Genomic DNA, 20,818 nt, shown 5'->3' with positions numbered 1-20,818 from the left:
TTATTTTTCCGTTAGAGCTCGTATAATTTTTGTGCGATACTCATTTCAGTTTTGGTGAGCAACGGTACTTAATGAAACGCTACTTATTCGTTATTTTTATCAGCTTCTGCATTCTGGTAACTGGTGTTATCTGGTTTGCTGAAAACCAGCACTCACAGGTAGTAGAGTCACGCAAGCGGGTAGCTACCGAACGCTTAGGTAAACTCCGCGCCGCGCTGGAAGGTCAGATCAACTCGTCGTTAGCTACGGCTCGTGCGCTACAGGCCGAGATTAAGCTCTCGCCAGATATTTCCTCTGAGCGTTACCGGCTGCTAATGCAGGAGCTTATTGATGGCGATGTTCCGGTACGTCACGTAGCGTTAGCACCTAATTTGATCATCGAGTTTGTTTACCCTCTGGCTCCAAATAAAGCGGCTCTGGGTTTTGATTACCGCACTTCTCCGGAGCAGTTCGAAAGCGTTCAGGAAGCTATTCAGAAAAAACGAATTGTTATTGATGGACCGGTTAACTTAATACAAGGAGGCTGGGCGTTAATTGCCAGAGCGCCTGTTTTTATCAATGACAGTCAGCTCTGGGGCATGATTGCCGTGGTCATTGATATAGGAGACTTAATTGCCAGCAGCGGCCTGGACTCGGTCGACGATTATCTTTTTGCGTTAAAAAAAGAAAACAGCAACGGTGACAACCTTTTTGACTCTGGTGATGCTTCGCTCTGGGAGGAAGACTACGTCGCTATTGAAGTCGCGGTTTCAACCGGCAAGTGGATATTAGCGCTGGCTCCTAAAAATACGGTTTGGGCCGATCGCGGCAGCATTTATTGGATCATCATTATCGCCGGACTGCTGTTGTCCTTTTTAATGACCGCCTTTATGTACAATTTGGTGACCACGCAGAACCGGCTACGCTCGGCGCTTGTTACAATTGACCATCAGGCGCATTTTGACTCGATAACTGATTTACCGAATCGCCGGGCTTTTGTCGACTACCTTAACCAGTTAACCCAGAAAGGCCGGGAGCAGCACTTTGCAATTCTGTTCATCGACCTTGATCACTTTAAAGAGGTTAACGATAACCTCGGCCATGATGCTGGCGACGAGCTTTTAGTCTCGGTTTCTGATCGGTTACGAAACCAACTGCGGGGCTCAGATTTTATTGCCCGTATTGGTGGTGATGAATTTGTTGTCGTTATTAACCGCTTTACGTCGCATCAAATAATCAATGACCTTGCCAGCCAAATTAACCGACAGTTAAGCGAGCCTTTTAACTTACGGCAGAACCAAATTCAAACAACTTGCAGTATCGGTATTGCGCTATACCCCGATGACGGCATCAAAGCCTCTGAACTATTAAAAAACGCGGATCTTGCCATGTACGCTGCAAAAACCGCAGGACGACGCACACATTACTTTTTTAATGACGAATTAAGAGAACAAACTGAACGCCAGAATGCCATTCATAAACGCATGCGTGAAGGCCTTAAGCGGCATGAGTTTTCTTTGGTTTATCAACCCATCATCGACTTCAGTAACGGAAAAATCAGTAAATGCGAAGCTCTGTTGCGCTGGCAGGATGAAGATGGAAACATGATTTCGCCCGCTGAATTCATTCCGGTTGCTGAACGTACGGGGCTTATTCATGAACTAGGCCAGTTTGTTCTGGAGCAAGCCTGCGTTGACTGGGCTGTCGTACACAAGTCCGGATACCCCATTGAAGTCTCTATTAACCGCTCCGAGCGTGAGCTTAACGATATGGAGTCGGCCAAACGATGGTTGTCCTGCATTAGTCAGCATGGAATACCGAATACCTGCATAACCTTTGAAATTACCGAGTCGCTGTTAATGAGTAATAAACAACGACAGTTGCAAATTTTACATTATTTGCGGTCTCAGGGAGTGCAGTTGGCAATTGACGATTTTGGGACCGGCTATTCCAGTATTAATTACCTGCAGCGATATCCTGTTGATTATATAAAAATAGACCGTAGTTTTTTACATCAGGCACCTCAAAACAAAGTGCAGGTAGCACTGCTGGATGCGTTGTTGCAGGTAGCCAGGGCTTTGGATATTAACGTTATTGCTGAGGGTGTTGAAACCCGGCAACAATGGGAGTTACTGCAGCAACAACGATGCGATTTCGCACAAGGCTACTTTATTAGTGAGCCATTGCCGCTCAATGAGTTACTGAAACTTCTAAAGGACTGGCAGTTTTAAAACCCTAATAAGGTGGAGAGCCGGCCGATAAGCCGGGTTCTGTCGTGGACAATCATTCATCTAGTGGTCAGGTTGCCCTGACCCTCAAGCAGTCTACCCGGGTTCAACGCGGGCCGCGCCAAAGAACCCCTATTTGACCTTGCTCCGGGTGGAGTTTACCGTGCCACAAACTGTTACCAGCTGCGCGGTGCGCTCTTACCGCACCCTTTCACCCTTACCTGTGCTGCAAGCAGCCATCGGCGGTTTACTCTCTGCTGCACTGGTCGTCGGCTTACACCGCCCAGGCGTTACCTGGCACCCTGCCCTATGGAGCCCGGACTTTCCTCCCCCTGTAAACAGGCGGCGATTGTCTGGCCAGCTCTCCGCGGGGGATTCTACGCTGCAGCAGGCATTAACTCAATCTTTGTTTCACTCATTCTTTTTATTCTCAAGCGCCCACTGGTAGAGTTCATTTTTCCGCTCATCATGAATTTTTGCGGTCATGGCTGCCGCTTTCTTTAACGGTAACTCTTCTAATAACAGCAGCAACGTGCGCTTAGCGGCTTCTCCCGGGCCGTCACGGACATCAGTTTCTGACTGCGCAGGTGCTATTAGCAAAACCATTTCGCCGCGCTGTTGGTTTGTATCGTCGGTTAAAACCTGCAGTAGCTCAGCCGCAGTGCCGCTTAAGTAAGTTTCAAACTGCTTGGTCAGCTCGCGTGCAAGTACTACCTGCCGACCACTGCCTAAAACCACGTTCATATCAGCCAGCGTATGCAAGATTCGGTGAGGGCTTTCATACACCACAACAGTCCGCGGCTCTGCTTTCAGAGCTTCCAGCTTTGCCCGACGTTGCTGAGGCTTGGATGGCAAAAAGCCTTCAAACGCAAAACGGTCTGTGGGTAGCCCAGCCGCAGACAACGCAACCGTAACGGCGCAGGCCCCCGGTAACGCGATAACTTTAAGCCCTTGCTCCCTGCAACGATGCACCAGAACATAACCAGGGTCATTAATAAGTGGCGTACCCGCATCACTGACTAATGCCAGCGAATCACCTTGTTGTAAACGTTCGATAACCGCGTCTGCACGCTGAGTCTCATTATGCTCGTGTAGAGCGAATACGTCATTCTGTATGCCATAATGCTGCATGAGTTTGCGTGTGTGTCTTGTATCTTCTGCAGCAATGGCTGCTACTTCAGCCAATGTTTTAACTGCTCTTTCCGTTATATCGCCTAAATTACCGATAGGTGTCGGTACAATATAAAGAATGCCCTGCTCTGCCATAATCAGTCTCTGTTTGTTTCCAACGTCAATGCCGTTTATAGTATCACCGAACAGGCACCAAAGCGGAACCTTACAGTGTTTAGAACTCATTCATTTGTACTTTTAGCTCTAATGGCATTACTGGTATTAACCCAGTGTACCTCGGCACCTGACCGATCAGCAGATAAGCCGGCGAAAACAGTCGATGTTGCTGATCAGGAGTTAAGCTTAAAAGAAGAAAAATCAGCCCGGGACTGGTTGCAAGAAGCCGGTTCTGCAGAAAATGAAGTTGAGCAACACTCCGCTTTAATACGAGCTGCTAACGCTTTTCAAAGTGAGCAACAATGGCAACAGGCGGCCGCTATTCTTTCGCAATTAAGTGCGCAAAAAATTACCCGTCACAGTCAAAAATATTACCGCCTTGCGAAAGCCCGTTGGGCCGCAGAGCAGCAAATTTGGTCAAAGGTAATAGAAGAGTTAGACGATGTAGCCACTCAGTTTAATCAAAGAGAATTTCGCGCTCTTAGCCTGCAACTACTCTCTCAGGCGGCCTATCAGCAACAAGACTACTGGCAGTCGCTGGTCTGGCAGGTTGATGCTCAACGCTTTGCGGAACAGCCAAATACAGATACGGTCTGGTCCATTGCCCGTCGGATTAAACGAACAGAGCTCCCGCAACAGCGGCCTAATGACTTAGCCCTGGCAGGTTGGTGGCGACTGGTGGATTATCACCATCAGGCGATGACCTCACCGGACAGTCTGGAGTCTTACTTAAATCAGTGGCAGCAAAGCTTCCCAAACCACGATGCTGCTGCACTGGTTAACGTGTGGCTTGAGCCATCATTAAAGCCGTCAGAACTGGAACAGGAAGCCGAGCAGCTCCCCCAGGAAACCACCCTCGCGGTATTATTGCCTTTATCCGGCCGCTATAAACAACAGGGCCAGGCAGTGCGTGACGGAATTATCGCCCGCACTGGTGAAATGAAAAATCTAAGAGTTGTTTTCATTGACAGCGAAATAGACGATATAAAGTCACAACAAGAACAAATACAGGACCTGAGTCCCGTTGGAATTATTGGGCCACTTTTAAAAGACAAAGTAGCGGCTTGGGCAAAGCAGCCTCTTGCGGGTATTCCTCAGGTTTATCTTAATCAGATAGACGATGAGGATTTAGCTCAAAATTCACTGACCAATGTGTTTTTCGCATTAAGTCCCGACAGTGAAGCGCAGCAAGCCGCACAACAAATTAACAAGCAATTTCCCGAATCGAAAAGCGCACTGGTCATTACCGCAGATGGCTCCAGTGGCCGCAGAATGGTTGATGCCTTTAAGTCGAGTTGGGACAATAACGAAGCTGGAGACCCCAAGGTTTCTTACTTCTCTGAGCGCGAAGATATGAAAGCCACAGTGGAGCGTTCACTGGGTTTAACTGACAGTCAGCAACGTATCCGCGCAGTTAAAATTGCAGCAGGGAAAATTATTGTCGATGAACAAGAACGCAGCCGGCGAGATATTAGCGCTATTTATCTGCCGGGTAATCTACAACAGACGCGTCTGTTAAAACCTTTTATTGATGTCAGCGTTTCCCCATTTGCGGAACCTATTCAGGTCTATGCCAGCTCTGCTACCCATGAACTAAGAAATCGTTTAGGTGATTCAGATCTTAATGGTATTGTTTTCTCAGATATTCCCTGGTTAATTGAAAACTCAGGGAAAAATATACTTCTAAGTCAGTGGCTTGAGCTGCGAAGTGGTTGGGGGTTGTCGCTGGCTCGTTTAACCGCTATGGGTTACGACAGCGTGTCCTTGAGTCAACGACTGCAAATGATGAACCGCATGCCAGGGTTGGTCTGGTCCGGTCTAAGTGGCGAACTGCATATCGATAACTCAGTGGTTCAGCGGAAGCTTATTTGGGCTACCTTTAGCAAAGGAGAAATCACCTTAGCTAAGGAAGCAGACAATGCAGGAAGTCGTTACCGGTAAGCGCGCAGAATTACTCTCAGCCGAGTTTCTGAAGAAAAATAACCTTACAATTATTTGCAAAAATTACCGTATTGACGGTGGTGAAATTGATATCATTGCCCGAGACGGATATTACTGGGTGTTTTGCGAGGTGAAATTCCGCGATGATGAGAGCTTTGCATCGGTTATCGAACAGATTCAACCGCAGCAATGCCGACGGGTTCGACACACGGCTCGTCACTACTTACTCAGTAATAATATCGATGAACATACTGCAGCCATACGTTTCGACGTAATTGCAATTGTGGGTCAGCCAACAAAAATTGAATGGTTTAAGGACGCATTCTGACTATGAATGACGAGTTAATTAAGGCGCTTTTTACTGAAAGCATACAGACACAAATTTCGGCGGTGGAGAGCCTTACCGACGAGATGGCCACAACAGTTGAACTGTTAGTTGCTAATCTGCTGAATGGACAGCGTGTCTTTTGCTGTGGCGACCGTACAACAGGAATCGTTGCGCAGCATTTTGCTAACCTCATGACCGAAGGCATGAAATTAGAACGCCCTCCCTTTCCGGTACTGGCATTGGCTCTTGGCAAGCAGAAACAGCTTGCAGCCCTTGGGCAGGCAGGTGATATTCTACTGGTCATAGCGGATAATCAGGAAAATGAGGAGCTGGCATCGGTTATGGAAACCGCGATTAGCCGCGATATGCTTATTATTGCTTTAACCGGTGAAGGTAACGACTCTGTTTCCGGGCTGTTAGGTGCTAACGACATCGAATTAAGAGCACCCAGTTTAAATCCGGCCCGTATACTAGAAACTCAGCTGTTTATAGTCCATGGCTTATGTGAACAAATTGAAAACACGATCTTTCCGCAGGAGCACTGAAGCATATGACTTTATCTAAAACCGCTTTACCCGTCGTTTTTATCGGCTTATTAAGTTTACAGGGCTGCGCTGCAGTTGCCGTAGGAGCAGCAGCGGTGGGTATATCTTCAGCCACCGATCCTCGTACAATTGGAACACAGGTGGATGATCAGACTATTGAGCTGAAAGCTAACTCCAAGCTGGGAAATGATGAACAACTGGATGACTCGCGAGTCGTTGCCGTCAGCTACGATACCAATGTTCTTTTAGTCGGCCAGGTTTCAAGCGAAGCTCTGAAAAGAAGAGCAGAAGACGTTATCAAAGACACCAACGGTATCAATAAAATTTTCAACCAATTGCGTATAGGCTCTAAAGCATCAGCTGCCGTGCGCGCAGGAGATAGCTGGATAACCAGCAAAGTTAAACTTAAGTTTGCTAACAATAAGTCTATAGATGCGACCAATATCAAAGTGGTGACGGAAAATGCTGAGGTATTTTTGCTGGGCCATGTAAGCCAGACTGAGGCAGATGCTGCAGTAGAGGTTGCGAGAAATGTAGATGGCGTTGAGCGGGTAATTAAAGCACTAACCATTAAGCGTTAGTGCTTTTTATTCTTACTTAACAACTTTAAGGTTCGGCTTTTTCTTAGCTGGTTTTTGTTCAGTTTCATCACTGACCGGCTCTTCATCCTCAAGCTCGGGCATTTTATCCAGCTCGGGCTCCGCCTCAAACATTGCTCCGGCACCGTTCTCACGGGCATAAATTGCTAAAGCCGCTGTCATAGGCACGACGACTTGCATTGGCTGCCCACCAAAACGCGCATTAAAGCGCACTTCATGGTCAGCCAGCTGCAACCCCTGAACCGCTGTTGGCGAAAGGTTTAGTACAATTTGCCCTTCACTAACAAAGTTCTGAGGCACAACGGTGCCAACAATAGTAGCATCAACCACCAAGTGTGGTGTCAGGTCGTTATCAACTATCCACTCATATAATGCACGCAGCAGATAAGGTCTTTTCGGCGTCATAGTAAAACTCCTCGACGTCGATGAAATTAATTACGCGCGAGTTCTTTCTCTTCTTCTGTTAAAGAATCCTGGAACGTCTTGCGCTCAAACAAACGTACCATATATTGCTTTATTTCTTTTGCGCCCTGACCTTCTAAATCAATGCCATAGGCAGGCAGACGCCAAAGCAAAGGAGCCAGATAACAGTCAACCAGACTGAACTCTTCACTCATAAAATACGGTGTATCAGCAAAAATAGGCGCCAGAGAAAGAATACCTTCTTTCAGTTCTTGTCTTGCCTGAGCGTCGCCTTTTTGAATTTTTTCAGCCAGGCTGTACCAATCGCGTTCAATTCGATACATCATTAAACGGCTAGTACCGCGGGCAACCGGGTAAACAGGCATTAACGGAGGATGCGGGAAACGCTCATCTAAGTATTCCATAATAATTTGAGCGTTATAGAGCACAAGCTCACGGTCAACCAGAGTGGGTTTAGCCTCTGGGTACGGATTAAGCTGTAACAAATCCTCCGGCGTACTTTCGTCGGTCACATACGTAATTTCGACACCAACACCTTTCTCAGCTAACACCAGACGTACCTGATGACTCTTTAAGTCATCCTTTCCTGAATATAACGTCATTACTGAGCGTTTATTTGCTGCAACAGCCATTCCTTTCTCCAGATAATATCAACGGCAAAAGGGTGGCAAGCCACCCTTTCTTAAGTCGTTGTCTAACAGACTGATAAGCCTCGATTATTTGAGGTCTTTCCAAAACTCTTTTTTCAGTAACCATGCCAAAATGGTGAATACCAGCAGGAAACCAAAAACGAACCAACCCGTGCGACGTTGTTCTAACAACATAGGCTCTCCGGTATAAACCAGAAAAGCAGTTAAGTCCAACATGGCTTGGTCATATTCACTTTCGGATAAACGGCCACTACCATCGGTTTCAATACCGACGTACACGTCTTTCATTTCACCGTCTATCATGCGTTCTTCATAAGTCTTTTCAGGAAGCCCTTGAAGCTCTTGCAATACATGAGGCATTCCCACATTTGGGAATACCGCATTATTGACACCGAAAGGACGACTGTCATCTTTATAGAATGAACGCAGATAAGTATAAATCCAATCAGCTCCACGAACACGAGCAACGTTCGTTAGATCAGGTACCGCAGTACCAAACCAGTTTGCAGCTGAATCAGGATTCATATTATTGGTAATGCGGTCACCGACTTTATAGCCTGTGAACTGCAAGTTTTTTTCACCAAGGTCCTGCGGGATACCAATATCCTCAAAGGTGCGGTTATAGCGATGGTACTGCAACTGGTGACAACCCAGGCAATAGTTCATGTATAACTGCGCGCCACGCTGCAGTGAGGCTTTATCGTGTAAGTCGACTTCGGCCTTGTCCAATGGAACTTCAGGACCCGCCGCAAATACCAACGACGGAACCAAAGTTAGAAGAGCGATTAACAATTTTTTCATTTCGACGTCACCCTTTCTGGTACCGGTTTAGTCTTCTCGCGCTTACTGTAGAACCAGAGCAGCCCGAAGAATGCAAAGTACAGGAACGTAAATATCTGCGCGAACACGGTCGCAACAGGTGTTGCTGGTTGCGTTCCCAGATAACCCAGTACAACAAAGCTGATAGCGAACACAGTCAAGTTCAGCTTATGCAACAGGCTACGATAGCGAATAGAACGTACTCGTCCACGGTCTAACCAAGGCAACAGAGCCAGGAAGACAATAGCAGCGAACATCAAAATAACACCAAATAGCTTGTCAGGCACCGCACGTAAAATTGCGTAGAACGGCGTGAAATACCATACAGGAGCAATGTGCTCTGGTGTCTTCAACGGATTAGCTGGCTCAAAGTTAGGCGGCTCAAGGAAAAAGCCTCCCATTTCCGGGTTGAAGAAAATAACGTAACAGAACAAGAACAAGAATACGCCGAACCCGAACAAATCCTTAATAATGTAGTAAGGGAAGAACGGAATAGAATCAACAATATCTTTCTTGTTAGTAAAGCGCTCATGGAACTTAAATTTCGGTTTTTCTTCATCCGGTACAGAGCCTTTAGGCTTCTTAGTATCGATACCATCAGGGTTGTTCGAGCCAACCTCATGCAGAGCGACAATATGCAGGAACACCAAAATAACCAATACCAGCGGCAATGCGATAACATGCAGTGCAAAGAAACGGTTTAGCGTAGCCCCGGAAATAACGTAATCACCGCGTATCCATAAGGTTAAATCATCACCAATGACCGGAATGGCACCGAACAATGAAATAATAACCTGTGCACCCCAGTAAGACATTTGTCCCCAAGGTAGCAAATATCCCATAAAGGCTTCGGCCATCAGTACCAGGAAGATGAACATACCAAACAGCCAAATGAGCTCACGAGGCTTCTGGTAAGAACCGTACATCATACCGCGGAACATATGCAGATAAACCACGACGAAGAACGCCGAAGCACCGGTGGAGTGCATATAACGCAATAACCAGCCGTATTCGACATCACGCATGATGTATTCGACCGAGGCAAACGCGCCTTCGGCACTTGGCACGTAGTTCATGGTTAACCAGACACCAGTCAGTATTTGGTTAATTAATACGATGGTTGCCAAAAAACCAAAAACGTACCACATATTGAAGTTTTTGGGAGCCGGATACTGCGCCAGGTGGATGTTCCAGGTTTTTGTCATGGGGATGCGGGCATCCATCCACTCTACAAATCGCTTAAACATTATGCTTGCCCCTTATCTTCACCCACCAAAATGGTGTTTTCATCGATAAAATAATGTGGTGGCACGACCAGGTTCAGTGGTGCAGGAACACCTTGGAATACGCGGCCGGCAACATCAAATTTAGAGCCGTGGCATGGGCAGAAGAAGCCTGACTCAACGCCCTCAACGTGTTCACCCATTCCACTTGAAAGATAAGATGGAGAGCAACCCAGATGGGTACAAATACCAACCGCAACAAAAAATTCTTCTTTAATTGAACGATATTGGTTTTGTGCATAGGCTGGTTGTTGAGGCTCTTCAGATTTCGGGTCACGAAGTCTGTCTTCGATATTCCCCAGTTCTTCAAGCATATCTGGTGTACGACGTACTATCCAAACAGGTTTTCCACGCCACTTCACGCGGACTATCTGACCAGGTTCAGCTTTGCGTATATTTACTTCTACGGGCGCACCCGCGTTCTTTGCTTTCGCACTCGGGTTCCACGATGCTATAAAAGGAACGGCTACTGCTACCGCTCCGGCACCACCTACCACTGAGGTTGCGACAGTCAAAAAACGACGGCGGCCTTTATCTACAGGCGCATTGCTCATCCATCTATTCTCCAGTTTTGGACGCTCCACGATGCGTTGTCGCGAAGTCGGGAATTAGCTGCTGCTTTGTCCGCTTATGCGGATTACAGAAAATGCTTTGAGATGATAATGAAAAGACACACTTTTTACAAGCTTAATAGCCGCCCTTATTGGTCTATTTCCATTTATTTTTGACATAAAAAAACCCAGCCGAAGCTGGGTTTTGCCACAAAAAACAAAGACGAATTAACGCTTTGAGAACTGTGGACGTTTACGTGCTTTGTGCAAGCCGATTTTCTTACGTTCAACTTGACGAGCGTCACGAGTAACATAACCTTCTTTACGTAATGGACCACGTAAAGCTTCGTCGTATTGCATTAATGCACGAGTAATACCGTGACGAATTGCACCAGCCTGACCTGTAGTACCACCACCACTTACAGTGATGTACATGTCAAACTTTTCAGTCATTTCAACTAATTCTAATGGTTGACGAACAACCATTTGAGCCGTTTCACGACCGAAGTATTCGTTCAGTTCACGGTTGTTAATTTTGATGTTGCCGCTACCAGGACGCAAAAATACGCGAGCCGTGGAGTTTTTGCGACGACCAGTACCGTAGTATTGATTATCTGCCATAGTGTTCTTGCTCCGTATTATATATCCAGTTGTTTAGGTTGTTGAGCAATATGGTTATGCTCAGTACCTGCGTACACTTTCAGTTTACGGAACATGGCACGACCCAATGGACCACGGGGTAACATACCTTTCACCGCTTTCTGAATGACCATCTCTGGTTTCTTAGCAATCAGTTTTTCAAAACTGATTGATTTGATACCACCCGGAAATCCAGTGTGCGAGTAGTACATCTTGCCCTGAGCTTTATTACCGGTAACAGTAATTTTCTCAGCGTTAATTACGACGATGTAGTCGCCGGTATCAACGTGAGGAGTGTACTCAGGCTTATGCTTGCCGCGTAAACGACGAGCGATTTCAGTAGCTAAACGACCTAAAGTTTTGCCTTCAGCGTCTACTACGTACCAGTCGCGTTTTACCGTTTCTGGCTTGGCTACAAATGTTTTCATTGTATAAAACCTACATTTTAAAAGTTCACGGACAGTAATTCCGGGCTTCCCCGCGAATCACAACAATAAAAAAACGATAAGAATCATTTAGTTATCTGCTGCGACCGCTGCATTACGTTATGTAACACAACGGACTGTAACGTGGGCTGCGCGGATTATAGGAAAAATGCGGTTAAAGATCACGCATTTTCTGAAATTTATGCTTTATGCGCCATCGCCAGATATTCCTGGCTTTGCATTTCCTGCAAACGGCTAACGCACCGACGGAATTCGAAACTCAACTGTCCTTCGGTATATAACGATTCAATAGCCACTTCGGCAGATAAAATAAGCTTCACCCGACGCTCATAAAACTCATCCACTAACGCAATGAAACGGCGAGCCGTATCGTCTTTACCTGCCCCCATTTGTTCGACATTACTGATTAGAACAGCATGGTACAGACGGGCTATTTCCATATAATCGTTCTGGCTGCGAGCAGTTTTACAAATGGAAGTAAAGTCAAAGAACACCACATCGTCGCATTCGGCTCGTACGTCTATATCCCGCCCTTCTATCTCAATAGCTTCCGACAGATATTCGTCTTTACACTCTGGAGCCAACTCGGTGAAGTATTTCCATAAATTCTTATCGGCTTTTTCATCCAGTGGCGAGTGAAAAATTTCTGCCCGCGTAAGCGTTCTCAGGCGATAATCAATGCCGCTATCCACATTAACCACTTCGCAGTGTTGATTGATGAGTTTAATCGCTGGGATAAAGCGCGCGCGTTGCAGCCCATTTTTATAGAGCTCGTCAGGAACAATGTTTGAAGTCGCTACCAACACAACTCCTCGCTCAAATAGGTACTCAAACAGTTTGCCCAGTAACATGGCATCGGTAATGTCCTGCACGAAAAACTCATCAAAGCAGACAACTTGAGCTTCGCTGGCAATGTTATCTGCCACGATGCGTAACGGATCGCTCTGTTTATCCAGTTGCTTAAGTTCATTATGAACACGATGCATAAAGCGATGAAAGTGAATGCGCCATTTACGCTCAATTGGCAGACTCTCAAAGAAAGTATCAACCAGGTAGGTTTTCCCACGGCCGACCCCACCCCAAAAGTAGATGCCCAGAGGCCGGCTCGGTTCTTTGTTAAACCACTTTTGCCAGCCTGGCAGGGTCTGATACTGATGCCACTCAATAAGCTCATCATGCAGCCTTTGCAAATGTTTAACAGCGTTAAGCTGCGCCGCATCTTTCGAGAAATCATTGTGTTCGATATCATACTGATAACGTTCTAGTGGAGACATTTGCTGTTTGGACACTACCACTTCACCTCAGTTGGGATTATCCTATAAGCTAATATGTTACCATGAAGGTGAAGCGCAGCAATCATTCGCCGCTGCAGCAGCTTGTTCAGGAGTTAATTATGAGTTGGATTATTGGAGTTCTGTTGGTCATTGCCGGTGCTATCATTGGCTTTTTTGCGGCTCGTTATAGTCAGTCGAAAGGCCAGTCAGGCGATCTCGAAGAGCAAGTACAGCAAAGTCAGCAACGTTTAACTGACTATCAACGCGAAGTTGCCGAGCACTTTGCCACTGCAAACGCTATGGTTGAACAACTGGCCGATACGCAACAGCGCTTGCAAAGCTACTTAAATCAAAGTGCAGAATTACTCGAGAAAAGCGATGTGCAAAGTGATTTGCCCTTTTTTGCAGAAGACACAATTAAGCAGCTGCGCGTAGCAAATTCATTAAATAAAGATCATCGTTCCGGCCGTGACAGCTATAGTGCAAATGATATTCCCCGCGATTACACCGAGGGCTCCAGCGGGCTCTTTTCAAGTAGTTACGAGCAAGATCAAGAAAAAGAATCCTCAAAAACATCTTGAAACATTTTTAGAGTGAACTCATATAGCTGACAAGCGGTCTTAACTCACGATCGCTTGTTAGTGCTTTATTAAGGAGTCACTCAAATCATGAAAAGAGTCTTAGCATTATTCAGTTTACTCTTTGTTTTTAGCTTTACCCCAATAACGTCAGCTCAGGCTGGTATTCCTTTTTTTAGCAATGACGACGAGCAACCCACTTTAGCTCCTATGCTTGAGGACGTTACGCCCGCTGTCGTTAATATCTCGGTTAAAGGTAAACGAGAAGTAAGACAACGTTTACCAGACGCCCTCCGCTTCTTTTTTGGTCCGGATTCGCCACGTGAACAAGTCCGCGAAAGACCGTTTCAAGGGTTAGGTTCCGGCGTTATTATTGATGCCGACAAAGGCTATGTGGTCACCAACAACCATGTTGTAGATGACGCCACAGAAATTCTTGTCACCCTGAAAAATGGCCGCGAATTTGATGCCAAAGTCATAGGCACCGATGAGCGCAGTGACGTAGCGTTACTTAAAATTGAAGACGGCGAAGACCTCACCGCAATTGAGCTTGGTAAATCATCCGAGCTGCGGGTGGGAGACTTTGTTGTTGCCATTGGTAACCCCTTCGGATTAGGTCAGACGGTCACCTCCGGTATTGTCAGCGCTTTAGGCCGCGGTGGCCTTGGCATTGAAGAACTGGAAAACTTCATTCAGACCGATGCAGCTATTAACAGCGGAAATTCAGGTGGAGCTCTGGTCACCTTAGACGGCAAACTCATTGGAATTAACACCGCGATACTCGGCCCTAACGGAGGCAATATCGGTATCGGTTTCGCTATTCCATCAGACATGATGAATAACTTAGTACAACAATTGATTGAGTTTGGCGAAGTTCGCCGGGGTGTACTCGGAGTCCGAGGTAACGATTTGACTCACGACGTTGCTCAGGCGCTGAATATTCCGGTTAATCGCGGCGCCTTTGTTTCGCAGGTAGTACCTGGCAGTTCCGCCGCTGAAGCCGGTATTGAGTCTGGTGATGTCATTGTCTCAGTTGATGGGCAGAAAATTCGCTCATTTTCAGAGCTTGGTGCACTGGTTGGATCAATAGGCTCAGGGAACTCTATAGAGCTCGGCATTATTCGTGACGGCGAAGAGCAATCGATAAATGTCACTCTTGGCGCACAGGACATGTCTGTTACAGCGGAGTCAATTCACCCTGCTTTACAGGGGGCAACCCTGGCTGCAACAGATTCGGGTAATGGAATCGAAGTGGCAGAGCTCGAAGAACGCTCTCCCGCAGCTCGTATCGGCCTTGAGGAAGGCGATATTATTCAGGGTGTTAACAGAAAAGCTGTCAACTCGCTGGCGGAGTTACGAGCAGCAATTGAAGATAAGAGTGGCGTTATCGCCCTTAATATAAAACGGGGTGACAGTTCACTCTTTATTGTCTTGCGTAGCGCAAACTGACATTGTGACAGGCGGGTGGTATCAGTGCTATGCTGATGCCACCTGATTTAACCGGAAGCTGGTATGCAACAACTTTCTTCAACTCTACGATTTTTGCTTCAGTCAGTTGGCTTAGGCCTAGTTGTTGCGGCTATTGTTATTATCGCCAAGCCTTTCTGGGCTCAGTCTGAATCATTAAGGCAAAACAGTAACGAAATTACCTCCTTCAATCAGGCCGTTCGAAAAGCCGCCCCTGCCGTTGTGAATATTTATAGCATGGGCGAAATTCAGGGCTCTTATTATCAGCCTCAGTCATCACGCGTCTGGCGTTTAGGTTCGGGCGTTATTATGGACACTCAGGGCTATATTCTGACCGCCCATCATGTTGTCGATAACGTTGATAAAATTGAAGTCGCACTGCAGGACGGCAGACGCTACGCTGCCCAATTAATTGGTAGTGACCGTTACACCGATTTAGCCGTACTGAAAATTGATGCCGATAACTTACCGGTAATTCCGGTTCAGTCGACACGCCGCGTGCGCGTTGGTGATATTGTTCTTGCCATAGGCAATCCATACAACATCGGCCAGACAATTACACAAGGTATTGTCAGTGCCAGTGGTGGTCGAGTCGGTGTCAGCAATTCCTATTCCGATTTGATTCAAATGGACGCAGTGATCAACCAAGGCGCATCAGGTGGAGCTTTGGTCAATACCGCCGGCGAGCTTATCGGGATTAATAACGCCCGCTATAATTCGGCTTTCGGAGACGGCGGCGAAGGCATCTATTTTGCCGTACCTTATGAGAATGCCCGCAAAGTAATGAAAACGCTTATTCAGGAAGGTAAAGTGGTCCGCGGATACATTGGTATTAGCGTTAACCCTAACTTTAGTGAAGAGCAGTCACTGTCTGGCATATTGATAACGGAAGTCGAACGAAACAGCCCGGCGGCAAAAGCAGGACTACAACCAAACGACTTTTTAATCGCTATTGGTGGCGATCCGGTTCGCTCTGCGCCCGAAGGTCTTGATCGGGTAGCCAGTAGTGAACCTGGTACGAAGTTAGAAGTTGAGTTTTATCGGGATGAAAAGCGAATGACGACCACTGTAACAGTGGCCGAATTACCTAGATAACGAGTAAAACGGCTGCTAAGCCGTTACTCGCTCAATATCGGCACCTAAGCCCTGAAGTTTTTTCTCAATCCCTTCATAGCCCCGGTCAATATGGTAAATGCGCTCGACAACGGTTTCTCCGGTCGCAACCAGTCCCGCTATAACGAGCGAGGCAGAAGCCCGTAAATCGGTACACATCACCTCAGCACCGGTTAATTCAGCAACCCCGTGACATAAAGCCGTATTGCCTTCTGACTCGACATTTGCGCCCATGCGGCGTAACTCAGGAATGTGCATAAAGCGGTTTTCAAATATCGTTTCGCGAATACCCGCAGTACCTTCTGCAATCGCGTTTAGCGCGCAAAACTGAGCCTGCATATCGGTTGGAAAAGCCGGGTGAGGAGCGGTAATAATATTAACCGCTTTGGGCCGGCCATGGCTTTGTATCGCTATCCAGTCATCACCCTTATCAATTGTCGCGCCAGCTTCTTCCAGCTTTTTCAATACCGCATCGAGACTGTCCGGGTCAGTTTTTTCACAACGCACCGAGCCACCAGTAGCTAATGCGGCAACTAAAAAAGTTCCGGTTTCGATACGGTCGGGCATCACACTGTATTCGCCACCATGCAGCTTATTGACCCCAGTAATATGGATGGTATCGCTTCCTGCGTCACGGACGTTCGCACCTAAGCTATTTAGAAAGTTTGCTAAATCAATAATTTCAGGTTCGCGAGCGGCGTTTTCTATAACTGTTTCACCTTCGGCCAGTACCGCTGCCATCATTAAGTTTTCAGTGCCGGTAACGCTTACCGTGTCCAGCAAAATCTCAGCACCCTGCAGACGACCGTCTACTGAGGCTTTGATGTAACCATTCTCAACGTCAATATTTGCGCCCATTTTACGCAAACCTTCAATATGAAGATTTACCGGCCGTGCACCTATAGCGCAACCACCCGGAAGGGACACTTCTGCTTTACCGGTTTTAGCTAATAACGGACCTAAAACCAGAATTGAAGCACGCATAGTCTTAACTAACTCATAAGGCGCTTTGAAGTGATTAAGTGTGGTCGGGTCAATACAAACGCTATTATTATTCAGGTTGCTGTGACTAATGCCCAGGCAATCTAATAATTCCAGTGTCGTGTCGACATCATGAAGATCGGGAACATTAGACAGGGTTATTTTTTCAGACGGCAACAGCGAAGCCATTAAAATAGGTAGCGCCGCATTTTTTGCCCCTGAAATAGTGACCGAACCCGACAAAGGTTGACCACCACGTATTTTAAATTTATCCATCAACTAACCAACAACCTTATGGCATCATTAATTTTTTATCACGCGCCCAGTCTTCGGGCGTGTATGCTTTTATCGATACGGCATGGATTGAACCGTCAGCAATCAACGGGTTTAGAGGACCATACACGGCTTGCTGACGCTTAACCCGACTCATATCTTTAAAGTCTTCACTCACAGCAATAATTTCTACATTTGCGCCTTCAGCTTTAACCAGTAGCTCTTCCAGAGAAAGCGCATCGTTCAGCAAAGTTTTTAGTTCTTCAGTATTCATTGTTATCTGCCGTTGGCTTAAAAGTTAATAAGACCGCCTAGCTTAACGAAAGCAATGACTCAACGCCACTAACGCGGGCAATTTGTTTTAGTTGCTCAGATGCCCCAATGCAGGTTAACGGCCCTTTGCCGTCGCCAATCAACTTGAGAATTTCAAGCAAAAAGGCGACGCCTGCTGTGTCAATAACCTCAACATCGGTTAAATCAACCTTGGTTTCGCTTCCCACCGGCCAGCTTTTGCGCTGAGACCACAGTTTAGCAACACTGTGGCGAGTCAATGAGCCGCTGAAAACCAGTGTCTTGTCATCACTAACCTTAACCGATGTTAACTCTGTCTGCTGAGCACTCATTAGAGTCCCTCTGCTGGATTTTCAACTTTTTCATCTGCCTTAATAGGATCAGACGCTTTCTTTTCAATCAGCTCGATAGTTTTATCAATGCCATTCGCGCGAATAACCGAAGATATTTCACTTTGCTTACTGTTCAGCAAGCTAACACCTTCAACGACTAAATCGTAAGCCTTCCAAATTTCTTCATCAGAATCGTAACGTATACGGAAATCCAGGCGAATTTCAGGACGCCCTTCTTCTTTTACTCTAGTACGCACTACTGCTGAACGTGCATCATCGGCAAGGTCTGCGCTCGGCTCAAAAGAAACGCTATGCTTGTCCTCGTCATACTGCGTAAAGGCCCGAGCATACGTAGCGACTAAATAATCATAAAATGCACGATAAAAACGCTCGCGCTGTTCTTTTGTCGTGTCACGCAAGTAACGGCCTAATACTTTCTTCGACGCATACATATTATCGACATAAGGCATCATCTCGTCTTTAACAATTTCCTTTAGGTAATTAGGATCAGCGTCAATTTTGTCTCTGTCCGTTGCAATGCGATCAAAGGTTTTTTCCGCAACTTCTTTCAACAATTCCTGCGGATCATCGTTACGAATTAAATCGGCTGACGCGGATGCAACCAATACTAAGGTTGCGGCAACTGCCATTATCCATTGTTTTACTGCCATGGTGCTCTCCTTACCACTTAATCATTGCCCTGACTGAACAGGAACTGGCCTATCAGGTTCTCTAAAACCAATGCTGACTTAGTATCAGTAATGGTATCGCCGTCTTCCAGCGTATCTACACTGTCATCGATAAAGCCGGGTTCAAGCCCAAGATATTGCTCACCCAACAGGCCCGACGTCAGCACCGACAATGTGCTGGCCTCAGAAAACTTGTCGTAATCTTTGCTAATACTCATTGCCACACGTGGCTCATAGTAGTCGCCCGACAATGAAATATCGGTAACACGACCCACAACTACGCCACCCACTTTCACCGGCGAGCGGACTTTCAGGCTACCAATATTGTCGAACTTAGCGTAAAGGGTGTAACTGTCACCCGATGTCGTCATAGTGCCGCTGGCTGCTCTTAATGCGATAAAGAACAAAGCCAAAATACCGACGACAACGAAAACGCCTACCCATAACTGTGTTTTTCTTGATTCCATGGTTATCCACCAAACATGATAGCTGTAAGAATAAAATCGAGTCCTAGAATTGCCAACGACGCGGTTACTACCGTAGACGTTGTCGCAGCGCTGATTCCCGCAGAGGTTGGTACCGAACGATAACCTTTATACAAAGCTATCCAGGTAACAACAAAAGCAAATACAATAGACTTAATAATGCCGTTCAGGAGGTCATCCTGCCAATCGACAGCCGATTGCATGACTGACCAAAAAGCCCCTTCATCGACACCCAGCCAGCCAGAGCCGACCAAATAACCGCCATAAATTCCGACCGCTGAGAACATCAGCGCCAGCAGTGGCATACTAACCACACCAGCCCAGAACCTAGGGGCAATTACACGACGTAAAGGGTCAACCGCCATCATCTCCAGACTGGAAAGTTGTTCAGTGGCTTTCATAAGGCCAATTTCAGCAGTCAATGCGGAACCCGCTCGCCCGGCAAATAAAAGTCCTGTAACTACAGGCCCTAACTCACGCAATAACGACAGCGCAACCATAGGACCCAAGCTTTGCTCGGCGCCGTAATCAACTAGAATGGTGTAGCCCTGTAAACCCAGCACCATACCAATGAATAAGCCACTAACAATAACGATAAGCATCGACAAAACGCCGACGACATACATTTGTTTAATAAAGAGCGGCCAGGACTTAGCCGGTTGCGGCTTACCAATAATGGCGCCCATTAACATGGCTAAGGCGTATCCAATGCCCGCCAGGCTATCCAGTACCTGGCGGCCGATAGACCGTATAAACTGGATCATCCCTCGCCCCTTAATAAGTCCGTTGTAAAATCGTCATCTGAATAATGGAAAGCTACAGGCCCATCGGGCGCGCCGTTCAAAAACTGCTTAATAATTGCCGTGTCATTATTACGTAGTTCATCCGGAGTTCCCTTGCCAACCACTTTTTTGTCAGCAATGACATAAGCGTAATCCGCAATCGACAACACTTCTTTTACGTCGTGCGATACAACAATAGAGGTCAAACCTAGTGACTCATTCAAAGATTTAATAAGCTTTACAATGACCGCCATAGAAATAGGATCCTGACCCGCAAACGGCTCATCGTATAAAATTAATTCAGGATCCAGAGCTATAGCCCTTGCCAGAGCAGCTCTGCGAGCCATACCACCAGACAGTTCTGACGGCATAAGGTGGCGCGCACCACGAAGGCCTACCGCTTCCAGCTTCATTAAAACCACACTGCGAATAATTTCTTCAGGTAAGTCGGTATGTTCGCGCAGTGGAAAAGCGACATTCTCGTAAACCGACATGTCAGTGAACAGCGCGCCACTTTGAAACAGCATGCTCATGCGCTTGCGTAACTGATACAACGCATCGCGTTTTAACTGCGGGACTTCCTCTCCGGCCACTTTGATACTGCCGCTATCAGGTTTAAGCTGCCCACCGATAAGGCGCAGCAACGTCGTCTTGCCAATGCCACTAGGGCCCATGACAGCAACCATTTTGCCTTTCGGAACATCTAACGACAGGCCGTCATAGACCCGATGGCTTCCATGCGCAAAAGTCAGATCTTTAAGTTCTACCAAGTTTGTCACGACAGTTTCCTGTTACGAGTTTATCAGCCTTTATTTTAACGACTGTCGGTAATATC

General features: G+C 46.7%; 24 protein-coding genes and 1 other RNA gene. 8 read left to right on the top strand and 17 right to left on the bottom strand.

Annotated elements, in window-relative coordinates; translation table 11 throughout:
• The first annotated feature begins 71 nt into the window (after nt 1-71).
• Nucleotides 72-2,210 (top strand): putative bifunctional diguanylate cyclase/phosphodiesterase, encoded by a 2,139-nt coding sequence (locus ACN0TF_RS09515; protein ID WP_417441722.1) that lies wholly within the window; start codon nt 72-74, stop codon nt 2,208-2,210.
• A gap of 12 nt (nt 2,211-2,222) precedes the next feature.
• Here the strand turns inward: ACN0TF_RS09515 and rnpB are convergent.
• An RNA gene (rnpB, locus tag ACN0TF_RS09510) (RNase P RNA component class A) lies at nt 2,223-2,572 on the bottom strand.
• A gap of 46 nt (nt 2,573-2,618) precedes the next feature.
• Nucleotides 2,619-3,473 (bottom strand): 16S rRNA (cytidine(1402)-2'-O)-methyltransferase, encoded by an 855-nt coding sequence (gene rsmI, locus ACN0TF_RS09505; RefSeq protein WP_417441885.1) that lies wholly within the window; start codon nt 3,471-3,473, stop codon nt 2,619-2,621.
• 75 nt (nt 3,474-3,548) lie between these two features.
• On the opposite strand from rsmI, the gene ACN0TF_RS09500 reads away from it, so the two are divergent.
• From ACN0TF_RS09500 to dolP, 4 genes are read left to right on the top strand one after another with little or no spacing between them, the layout of a single operon-like run.
• On the top strand, nt 3,549-5,435 hold the full coding sequence (locus ACN0TF_RS09500; RefSeq protein WP_417441721.1) for a penicillin-binding protein activator: 1,887 nt from the start codon (nt 3,549-3,551) through the stop codon (nt 5,433-5,435).
• Entirely contained in the window at nt 5,413-5,763 is a 351-nt protein-coding gene (locus tag ACN0TF_RS09495; protein WP_417441720.1) for a YraN family protein, read from the top strand. The genes ACN0TF_RS09500 and ACN0TF_RS09495 overlap by 23 nt, the downstream gene beginning before the upstream one ends.
• Before the next feature lie 2 nt (nt 5,764-5,765).
• The gene (locus tag ACN0TF_RS09490; RefSeq protein ID WP_011233683.1) at nt 5,766-6,308 is read left to right on the top strand and encodes an SIS domain-containing protein; all 543 of its coding nucleotides are present in this window, start codon (nt 5,766-5,768) and stop codon (nt 6,306-6,308) included.
• 5 nt (nt 6,309-6,313) lie between these two features.
• Nucleotides 6,314-6,889, top strand: a complete 576-nt coding sequence (gene dolP, locus ACN0TF_RS09485) for a division/outer membrane stress-associated lipid-binding lipoprotein (RefSeq protein ID WP_417441719.1) — start codon at nt 6,314-6,316, stop codon at nt 6,887-6,889.
• A gap of 12 nt (nt 6,890-6,901) precedes the next feature.
• Here the strand turns inward: dolP and ACN0TF_RS09480 are convergent, their stop codons facing one another.
• The 8 genes from ACN0TF_RS09480 to zapE all read right to left on the bottom strand — a co-directional run bounded on the left by ACN0TF_RS09480 (nt 6,902) and on the right by zapE (nt 12,992).
• Entirely contained in the window at nt 6,902-7,312 is a 411-nt protein-coding gene (locus ACN0TF_RS09480; RefSeq protein ID WP_417441718.1) for a ClpXP protease specificity-enhancing factor, read from the bottom strand.
• Between the two features lie 26 nt (nt 7,313-7,338).
• Nucleotides 7,339-7,962 (bottom strand): stringent starvation protein SspA, encoded by a 624-nt coding sequence (sspA, locus tag ACN0TF_RS09475; protein ID WP_417439107.1) that lies wholly within the window; start codon nt 7,960-7,962, stop codon nt 7,339-7,341.
• An 84-nt stretch (nt 7,963-8,046) separates the two neighbouring features.
• Complete coding sequence (locus ACN0TF_RS09470) at nt 8,047-8,781, bottom strand: cytochrome c1 (protein ID WP_417441717.1); 735 nt, start codon at nt 8,779-8,781, stop codon at nt 8,047-8,049.
• Complete coding sequence (locus ACN0TF_RS09465) at nt 8,778-10,046, bottom strand: cytochrome b (RefSeq protein ID WP_417439105.1); 1,269 nt, start codon at nt 10,044-10,046, stop codon at nt 8,778-8,780. Before ACN0TF_RS09465 ends, ACN0TF_RS09470 begins: the two co-directional genes overlap by 4 nt.
• Nucleotides 10,046-10,636 carry a ubiquinol-cytochrome c reductase iron-sulfur subunit gene (gene petA, locus ACN0TF_RS09460; protein WP_417439104.1) on the bottom strand — a complete coding sequence of 197 codons (591 nt, stop codon included), beginning with the start codon at nt 10,634-10,636 and terminating at the stop codon, nt 10,046-10,048. The genes ACN0TF_RS09465 and petA overlap by 1 nt, the downstream gene beginning before the upstream one ends.
• Before the next feature lie 225 nt (nt 10,637-10,861).
• Complete coding sequence (gene rpsI / locus ACN0TF_RS09455; RefSeq protein WP_011233676.1) at nt 10,862-11,254, bottom strand: 30S ribosomal protein S9; 393 nt, start codon at nt 11,252-11,254, stop codon at nt 10,862-10,864.
• Between the two features lie 17 nt (nt 11,255-11,271).
• The gene (gene rplM / locus ACN0TF_RS09450; RefSeq protein ID WP_034818651.1) at nt 11,272-11,700 is read right to left on the bottom strand and encodes a 50S ribosomal protein L13; all 429 of its coding nucleotides are present in this window, start codon (nt 11,698-11,700) and stop codon (nt 11,272-11,274) included.
• Between the two features lie 197 nt (nt 11,701-11,897).
• A complete protein-coding gene (gene zapE, locus ACN0TF_RS09445) occupies nt 11,898-12,992 on the bottom strand; it encodes a cell division protein ZapE (protein ID WP_417441884.1) in 1,095 nt (364 codons plus the stop codon).
• A 119-nt stretch (nt 12,993-13,111) separates the two neighbouring features.
• Between zapE and ACN0TF_RS09440 the strand changes: the two genes are divergently transcribed.
• From ACN0TF_RS09440 to ACN0TF_RS09430, 3 genes are all read left to right on the top strand, one after another.
• Nucleotides 13,112-13,573, top strand: a complete 462-nt coding sequence (locus tag ACN0TF_RS09440; RefSeq protein ID WP_414018900.1) for a YhcB family protein — start codon at nt 13,112-13,114, stop codon at nt 13,571-13,573.
• Nucleotides 13,574-13,660: 87 nt separating this feature from the next.
• On the top strand, nt 13,661-15,019 hold the full coding sequence (locus tag ACN0TF_RS09435; RefSeq protein WP_417441716.1) for a DegQ family serine endoprotease: 1,359 nt from the start codon (nt 13,661-13,663) through the stop codon (nt 15,017-15,019).
• A gap of 63 nt (nt 15,020-15,082) precedes the next feature.
• Nucleotides 15,083-16,132: a trypsin-like peptidase domain-containing protein gene (locus ACN0TF_RS09430; RefSeq protein ID WP_417441715.1), complete on the top strand. Its 1,050-nt coding sequence runs from the start codon at nt 15,083-15,085 to the stop codon at nt 16,130-16,132.
• Between the two features lie 15 nt (nt 16,133-16,147).
• On the opposite strand, the gene murA is transcribed toward ACN0TF_RS09430, so the two are convergent.
• The 7 genes from murA to ACN0TF_RS09395 are packed head-to-tail and all read right to left on the bottom strand — an operon-like array spanning nt 16,148 to nt 20,762.
• Nucleotides 16,148-17,407: a UDP-N-acetylglucosamine 1-carboxyvinyltransferase gene (murA, locus tag ACN0TF_RS09425; protein ID WP_417441714.1), complete on the bottom strand. Its 1,260-nt coding sequence runs from the start codon at nt 17,405-17,407 to the stop codon at nt 16,148-16,150.
• A gap of 16 nt (nt 17,408-17,423) precedes the next feature.
• Entirely contained in the window at nt 17,424-17,678 is a 255-nt protein-coding gene (locus tag ACN0TF_RS09420; RefSeq protein WP_011233669.1) for a BolA family protein, read from the bottom strand.
• A 37-nt stretch (nt 17,679-17,715) separates the two neighbouring features.
• Entirely contained in the window at nt 17,716-18,027 is a 312-nt protein-coding gene (locus ACN0TF_RS09415) for an STAS domain-containing protein (RefSeq protein WP_417441713.1), read from the bottom strand.
• A complete protein-coding gene (locus ACN0TF_RS09410; protein WP_417441712.1) occupies nt 18,027-18,698 on the bottom strand; it encodes an MlaC/ttg2D family ABC transporter substrate-binding protein in 672 nt (223 codons plus the stop codon). Before ACN0TF_RS09410 ends, ACN0TF_RS09415 begins: the two co-directional genes overlap by 1 nt.
• Nucleotides 18,699-18,715: 17 nt before the next feature.
• On the bottom strand, nt 18,716-19,183 hold the full coding sequence (gene mlaD / locus ACN0TF_RS09405; RefSeq protein ID WP_417441711.1) for an outer membrane lipid asymmetry maintenance protein MlaD: 468 nt from the start codon (nt 19,181-19,183) through the stop codon (nt 18,716-18,718).
• 2 nt (nt 19,184-19,185) lie between these two features.
• Complete coding sequence (gene mlaE, locus ACN0TF_RS09400) at nt 19,186-19,962, bottom strand: lipid asymmetry maintenance ABC transporter permease subunit MlaE (RefSeq protein ID WP_417441883.1); 777 nt, start codon at nt 19,960-19,962, stop codon at nt 19,186-19,188.
• Complete coding sequence (locus tag ACN0TF_RS09395) at nt 19,962-20,762, bottom strand: ATP-binding cassette domain-containing protein (RefSeq protein WP_417441710.1); 801 nt, start codon at nt 20,760-20,762, stop codon at nt 19,962-19,964. Before ACN0TF_RS09395 ends, mlaE begins: the two co-directional genes overlap by 1 nt.
• Nucleotides 20,763-20,818 lie beyond the last annotated feature (56 nt).

The organism is Idiomarina sp., from assembly GCF_048265525.1.
Taxonomy (GTDB): domain Bacteria; phylum Pseudomonadota; class Gammaproteobacteria; order Enterobacterales; family Alteromonadaceae; genus Idiomarina.
This window is presented reverse-complemented; position numbering and strand designations above follow the sequence as displayed.

Excerpts from the sequence above, each read along its gene's own strand:
- ACN0TF_RS09515 (WP_417441722.1), top strand. The coding sequence starts at position 72 with ATGAAACGCTACTTATTCGTTATTTTTATCAGCTTCTGCATTCTGGTA.
- rsmI (WP_417441885.1), bottom strand. The coding sequence starts at position 3,473 with ATGGCAGAGCAGGGCATTCTTTATATTGTACCGACACCTATCGGTAAT.
- ACN0TF_RS09495 (WP_417441720.1), top strand. The coding sequence starts at position 5,413 with ATGCAGGAAGTCGTTACCGGTAAGCGCGCAGAATTACTCTCAGCCGAG.
- ACN0TF_RS09490 (WP_011233683.1), top strand. The coding sequence starts at position 5,766 with ATGAATGACGAGTTAATTAAGGCGCTTTTTACTGAAAGCATACAGACA.
- dolP (WP_417441719.1), top strand. The coding sequence starts at position 6,314 with ATGACTTTATCTAAAACCGCTTTACCCGTCGTTTTTATCGGCTTATTA.
- ACN0TF_RS09480 (WP_417441718.1), bottom strand. The coding sequence starts at position 7,312 with ATGACGCCGAAAAGACCTTATCTGCTGCGTGCATTATATGAGTGGATA.
- sspA (WP_417439107.1), bottom strand. The coding sequence starts at position 7,962 with ATGGCTGTTGCAGCAAATAAACGCTCAGTAATGACGTTATATTCAGGA.
- ACN0TF_RS09470 (WP_417441717.1), bottom strand. The coding sequence starts at position 8,781 with ATGAAAAAATTGTTAATCGCTCTTCTAACTTTGGTTCCGTCGTTGGTA.
- ACN0TF_RS09465 (WP_417439105.1), bottom strand. The coding sequence starts at position 10,046 with ATGTTTAAGCGATTTGTAGAGTGGATGGATGCCCGCATCCCCATGACA.
- petA (WP_417439104.1), bottom strand. The coding sequence starts at position 10,636 with ATGAGCAATGCGCCTGTAGATAAAGGCCGCCGTCGTTTTTTGACTGTC.
- rpsI (WP_011233676.1), bottom strand. The coding sequence starts at position 11,254 with ATGGCAGATAATCAATACTACGGTACTGGTCGTCGCAAAAACTCCACG.
- rplM (WP_034818651.1), bottom strand. The coding sequence starts at position 11,700 with ATGAAAACATTTGTAGCCAAGCCAGAAACGGTAAAACGCGACTGGTAC.
- zapE (WP_417441884.1), bottom strand. The coding sequence starts at position 12,992 with ATGTCTCCACTAGAACGTTATCAGTATGATATCGAACACAATGATTTC.
- ACN0TF_RS09440 (WP_414018900.1), top strand. The coding sequence starts at position 13,112 with ATGAGTTGGATTATTGGAGTTCTGTTGGTCATTGCCGGTGCTATCATT.
- ACN0TF_RS09435 (WP_417441716.1), top strand. The coding sequence starts at position 13,661 with ATGAAAAGAGTCTTAGCATTATTCAGTTTACTCTTTGTTTTTAGCTTT.
- ACN0TF_RS09430 (WP_417441715.1), top strand. The coding sequence starts at position 15,083 with ATGCAACAACTTTCTTCAACTCTACGATTTTTGCTTCAGTCAGTTGGC.
- murA (WP_417441714.1), bottom strand. The coding sequence starts at position 17,407 with ATGGATAAATTTAAAATACGTGGTGGTCAACCTTTGTCGGGTTCGGTC.
- ACN0TF_RS09420 (WP_011233669.1), bottom strand. The coding sequence starts at position 17,678 with ATGAATACTGAAGAACTAAAAACTTTGCTGAACGATGCGCTTTCTCTG.
- ACN0TF_RS09415 (WP_417441713.1), bottom strand. The coding sequence starts at position 18,027 with ATGAGTGCTCAGCAGACAGAGTTAACATCGGTTAAGGTTAGTGATGAC.
- ACN0TF_RS09410 (WP_417441712.1), bottom strand. The coding sequence starts at position 18,698 with ATGGCAGTAAAACAATGGATAATGGCAGTTGCCGCAACCTTAGTATTG.
- mlaD (WP_417441711.1), bottom strand. The coding sequence starts at position 19,183 with ATGGAATCAAGAAAAACACAGTTATGGGTAGGCGTTTTCGTTGTCGTC.